Source organism: Thioalkalivibrio denitrificans (assembly GCF_002000365.1).
Classification (GTDB): domain Bacteria; phylum Pseudomonadota; class Gammaproteobacteria; order Ectothiorhodospirales; family Ectothiorhodospiraceae; genus Thioalkalivibrio_A; species Thioalkalivibrio_A denitrificans.
This window is the reverse complement of the sequence record NZ_MVBK01000071.1, coordinates 1-4,660: the sequence shown is the minus strand read 5'-3', so window position 1 is coordinate 4,660 and position 4,660 is coordinate 1. Positions and strand designations below refer to the sequence as shown.

Genomic DNA, 4,660 nt, shown 5'->3' with positions numbered 1-4,660 from the left:
GTCGGGCTTCAGCCCGACAAGCGGTCTCTGACCCAGCCGCGCCTGTCGCCCTGAAGGGCGACCTACAGATGGACTTCTCCTGCAAAGACGACGGCGCGAGGCAGGCCCGGAGACCACAATCATTCGCGATCCCTGGTGCAATGGGTCAGAACACTCGCGCCATCCACAGCCTGGCCCGCAGGCCCCAGTTGGTGGTGAATCCCGTTTCCCGGAAACGGATCTCGCCGTCGGCGTCCACCACGAAACTGGCGGGCACGCCGCGCACGCCATAGCTCGCCGCCAGGCGGCCGTCCGGATCCGGAATCACCAGGTGGGTGAGGTCGTTCGCCGCCATGTGCTCGATCAGCTCGTCGACCTCTCCCGATTGGGTGGCCACGGTGAGCACTGGCCAGCTTCGGCTCAATGACTCGATGGACCCCTGCTCGAGCCGGCAGATGCGGCACCAGGTGGCCCAGAAGTGAACCAGCACCGTTTGCCCACGATAATCCGCCAGGCTGATCTCCTGCCCGTGCAGGTCGATACCCGCCAGCGTCGGCGCCTCGCCCGAGATCATGTCCCGCTGCACCCAGGCCTTGACGGCGAAGAACAGCACCACGAAGAACAGGATCTCCGCGCCCCAGATCAGCCATCGTCGGTGCTTGCTGCGTTTGGTGCTCATGTTTTCTCTCGGGGCTTGCTTGCTTCGATCAAAAAGGCAATGGACAGGATTTTTTCTGGATTTACAGGATCAAGAACCAAATAATTAAATGCTCAGACAGGATTTACATGATTAACAGGACTAAGAGCTCGTTGAAATCATGTAAATCCTGTTAATCCTGTCAAATGAATTCTCAGCCTGTGAATCCTGAAAAATCCTGTTCATCTTGTCCATTCAAAGCGAGCCTCAGCGTCGCAGGATGGCCAGCCAGCGCCACAGGTTGAGCATGCTGGCGAGTGAGGCCGCCACGTAGGTGAAGGCGCAGGCCGTAAGAATGCGCCGTGCGGGGGCCAGGTCCTCCTTCGGCAGGTAGCCGCTGGCGAGGATGGGCATGGCCCGGCGATAGCTGGCATCCAGTTCCACGGGCAGCGTGACCAGGTGCACCAGGGCGGCGGCGCCGAAACTGAGCGCGCCGCCCAGCAGCATGATCAGTCCACCGGCGGGCCTGCGGGTGACCAGCAACAGCAGCGGGGCCAGCATCATCAGTGCCGCGCCCAGCTTCTCCGCGCTGCCGGCAACGGACACCAGCCGCGTGCGCCAGGCCAGCGGTGTGTAGCCCCGGTGATCCTGTATGGCATGGCCCACCTCATGGGCCGCCACGGTCACCGCGGTCAGGGAGCGCCCGTTCAGGTACTCCGGCGACAGGCGAACCGCCTTGGCCATGGGATCGTAATGATCCCCGCCGTTCGTCTCCTCCACCTGCACATGCCCCATGTCGAAGCGATCCAGCAGGTGGCGGGCGAACTCGCCTCCGGTGCCCGGATAATCCTCCCGCTCCGTGCTGTAGCGGCGCAACACCCAGCCTGCCCACCAGGACGGCAGGAACAGGGCCAGCAGGACAAGGGCAAAGAGAATGACGAAGACCATGGGAGACCAATCTGGAGTTCAAAGCTCAAAGTTCAATGTTCAAGGGTACAACCCCGGGACCCGCCCCTTGAACCTTGAACCTTGAACATAGAACCTTGAACCTCATCTTTACCTGATCATCTCCATCTGTCGGACAGGCAACGGGTGCTGCAAAGCCTTGAGCCCACGCTCGCCCCGCAATCCGCCGCGAGGCCTCGTTCCGCGCAATGCCGCACAGGGCGCGAGCCCGGGGATGCCAAAGGGCCACCACTGGGGATAGAATCGGAAGTTGGCTGTCCAAAACACTATGAACCAGAGTAACGCAAACTTGAGCACTGTACCCGCACAACCCATCCGGGCATTCGATGTCCCCGAGACGGCCCGGATCACCGCCCTTGCGCCCCACTACACGGGAGCGGAGCTGGAAGCGGTGCGCGATCGCATCAAGCAGCTGCTGCACGAACAGGATGCGGCCCTGGTGGCCCACTACTACGTGGATGCGGAATTGCAGCGCCTCGCCGAAGAGACCGGCGGCTGCGTGTCCGACTCCCTGGATATGGCGCGCTTCGGCAAGGAGCATGCCGCCTCGACGCTGGTGGTGGCCGGTGTGCGCTTCATGGGTGAAACAGCCAAGATCCTCAGCCCGGAGAAGCGGGTGCTGATGCCGACTCTGGAGGCGGAGTGCTCACTGGACCTGGGCTGCCCGGCGGATGAATTCAACGCCTTTTGCGATCAATACCCTGACCGGACCGTGGTGGTCTATTCCAACACGTCGGTGGGCGTGAAGGCGCGCGCCGATTACGTGGTCACCTCCAGTATTGCCCTCAAGCTGGCTGAACACCTCAAGGCGCGGGGCGAGAAGATTCTCTGGGCTCCGGACAAGCATCTGGGCGACTACATCCGGCGCCAGACCGGTGCCGACATGGTGCTGTGGGACGGTTCCTGCGTGGTGCACGACGAGTTCAAGGCCGGCGCCCTGCTGGAATTGAAAGCGAAGCACCCGGAGGCCGCCGTGCTGGTGCATCCGGAATCCCCGGCAGCGGTGATCGATCTGGCCGATGTGGTGGGCTCCACCACCCAGCTCGTCAAGGCGGCCGGCAGCCTGCCGAATCCAACCCTCATCGTCGCCACCGACTCGGGCATTTTTTACAAGATGAAGCAGGCGGCGCCGGGCAAGACCTTCATCGAGGCGCCCACGGGCGGCCACAGCGCCACCTGTCACAGTTGCGCACACTGCCCATGGATGGCCATGAACGGATTGCACAACCTGCTCACGACACTGGAATCCGGGGACAACGAGGTACTTGTGGACGAGGCGCTGCGCGTCAAGGCCCTGCGCTCCACCCAACGCATGCTGGATTTCGCTAAGACCCTCCAGGCCCCGGTGATGGGACGGGGAGACGCCTGACCCATGAGGCAGGGGGATGCCGGGACAAGGGGCGGCTGACCATGAGCGTATCCTTCCGGCATCGTCCGTCTATTCCCATGCGGGTGTTCCGCAAGATGGTCAACTCGCTGTCTCCGGACGAACTCGCCCGCCTGCCGGCCGAAAAGCTCCCCGACAACATCCCTTCCGACTTCATCGAGGAGGTGCCGTTGTATTCCCGCGGCGCCGTGGAGAGCCTGATCCTCGCCGCCAACGCACATCACCTGCAACAACGGATCCGCATCCAGGACGAACACGGCGACGACGTGCTGAACGCCCTGGATCGGGCCAAGCGTACCGGCGACACGGCCAACGTGAAGATCTTCCGGCAGAAGCTTACGGATCTGGAGCAGATGCACGCGGACTGGCAAAAACGCAACGACGCGGATTCGCTCAAGATACTCACCAACAAGGTCAAGTCCCTCAACGGCCTGCTCATGGACGTGCGCACGGAGGCGGCGGAAACGGCCGAGTCGATCCGACTGCTGCGCGAGGAGGAGACCACCGACGACCTGCTGGAAGCCTTCGACCACGCCGCGGAGCGGCTACGCCATCACGCCGAGGACATTGAGCACCTGCTGGCCCGCTATTTCCTGATTCGCGTCTCCGTGACCCAGCACGAAATGCAGGCCAAGGCCCGTCAGATCGGGCTCCTGGACCAGGAGGCGCGCAACCTGGCCGATCAGATCGAGGAGTTGCGCAAGGACCTCGAACGATCGCAGGCCCTGTGGCGAAGGGCGGTGAACCGAGGCAAATCCAACCAGGAGGCGGATCGCCTGCAGCAGCAGATCTCGGACCTGGTGGCCGAACAGCGCGCCCGGGAAGTGACCATCTCGGAGAACGACCTGACGCTGTGGCTGGACGCCATCGTGGACGCCAGCCTGCACCCCTTCACGCGCAGCAAGGTGTCACGCACCATCAGCGAGGCCCGCATGGCCCTTTACACACTGCTCAACCGTTACTGCCTCCAGCAGGAGCAGTCCGCCATGCAGATCGCCCGCAACCCCTTCCTGCAGGTGGACCCGGCCCAGGCCATCCGCTTCATGCTCATGTCCGAGGAGTTCATCCTCAATTACTTTGCGCGCAAGCGTAACCAGAACACCGCATGGATCAGCGACGTCGCCCAGGTGAAGATGGAAGATCTGGACAACCTGGAGCGCGACATCCTCAGCGAACTCAAGCGCTCCAGCAAGTTCAAGCGGAAGTGAAGCTGATTCAAGATTCAAGATTCAAGGGAACAGGCCATACGCGATGCGGACCATCGCCGCCGCCCTCACCTTTGAATCTTGAATATTGAATCTTGAATTCGTTTTTCAACGGTCCGCAAGCCACGCGGCCCACTGGTTGTGGGTTGAGACGTCCACCCCGTCCTGGGTGGCGCGCTCCTGCAGGAAGCGCTGCAGGTCTTCCAGCAACAGGCTGTCCATCAGTTCGGGCTCGCCGGGCAGAGCGGCGTGCAGGGCCTGGTAGATGAGCTTCAGTTCCCCGACGGGGTATTCCTTGAGTGTGCGCATGCGGGTCGCTCCGGCAGGTCGTGTCCGCCATTATGGCCCCTTCGCCAGCCTGTACAAGAAGCCCCACTCACCCAAGCGCAATGGCGCTAGCTGTGTTACCCCAACAGGTTGTTCACAGGTAAAGCGTATGAGGCTCTCGCGAAGGAGCGAAGCATGTCTGCGATGCTTGTTGTAGGA

At 62.4% G+C, this 4,660-nt stretch carries 5 protein-coding genes; 2 read left to right on the top strand and 3 right to left on the bottom strand.

Going from position 1 to position 4,660, the window contains the following annotated elements; all coding sequences use genetic code 11:
• Positions 1 to 145 precede the first annotated feature (145 nt).
• Positions 146 to 658: a protein disulfide oxidoreductase gene (locus B1C78_RS11895; protein ID WP_077279391.1), complete on the bottom strand. Its 513-nt coding sequence runs from the start codon at positions 656 to 658 to the stop codon at positions 146 to 148.
• A gap of 225 nt (positions 659 to 883) precedes the next feature.
• Positions 884 to 1,564, bottom strand: a complete 681-nt coding sequence (locus B1C78_RS11890) for a zinc metallopeptidase (RefSeq protein ID WP_077279390.1) — start codon at positions 1,562 to 1,564, stop codon at positions 884 to 886.
• A 286-nt stretch (positions 1,565 to 1,850) separates the two neighbouring features.
• Here B1C78_RS11890 and nadA point away from each other — a divergent pair, with 286 nt between their 5' ends.
• Both nadA and B1C78_RS11880 read left to right on the top strand, forming a co-directional pair.
• Positions 1,851 to 2,951 (top strand): quinolinate synthase NadA, encoded by a 1,101-nt coding sequence (gene nadA, locus B1C78_RS11885; RefSeq protein ID WP_077279389.1) that lies wholly within the window; start codon positions 1,851 to 1,853, stop codon positions 2,949 to 2,951.
• A gap of 41 nt (positions 2,952 to 2,992) precedes the next feature.
• The gene (locus B1C78_RS11880; protein ID WP_077279388.1) at positions 2,993 to 4,177 is read left to right on the top strand and encodes a hypothetical protein; all 1,185 of its coding nucleotides are present in this window, start codon (positions 2,993 to 2,995) and stop codon (positions 4,175 to 4,177) included.
• 105 nt (positions 4,178 to 4,282) lie between these two features.
• Here B1C78_RS11880 and B1C78_RS11875 read toward each other — a convergent pair whose 3' ends face one another.
• The gene (locus B1C78_RS11875; protein ID WP_077279387.1) at positions 4,283 to 4,483 is read right to left on the bottom strand and encodes a hypothetical protein; all 201 of its coding nucleotides are present in this window, start codon (positions 4,481 to 4,483) and stop codon (positions 4,283 to 4,285) included.
• Positions 4,484 to 4,660: the final 177 nt, after the last annotated feature.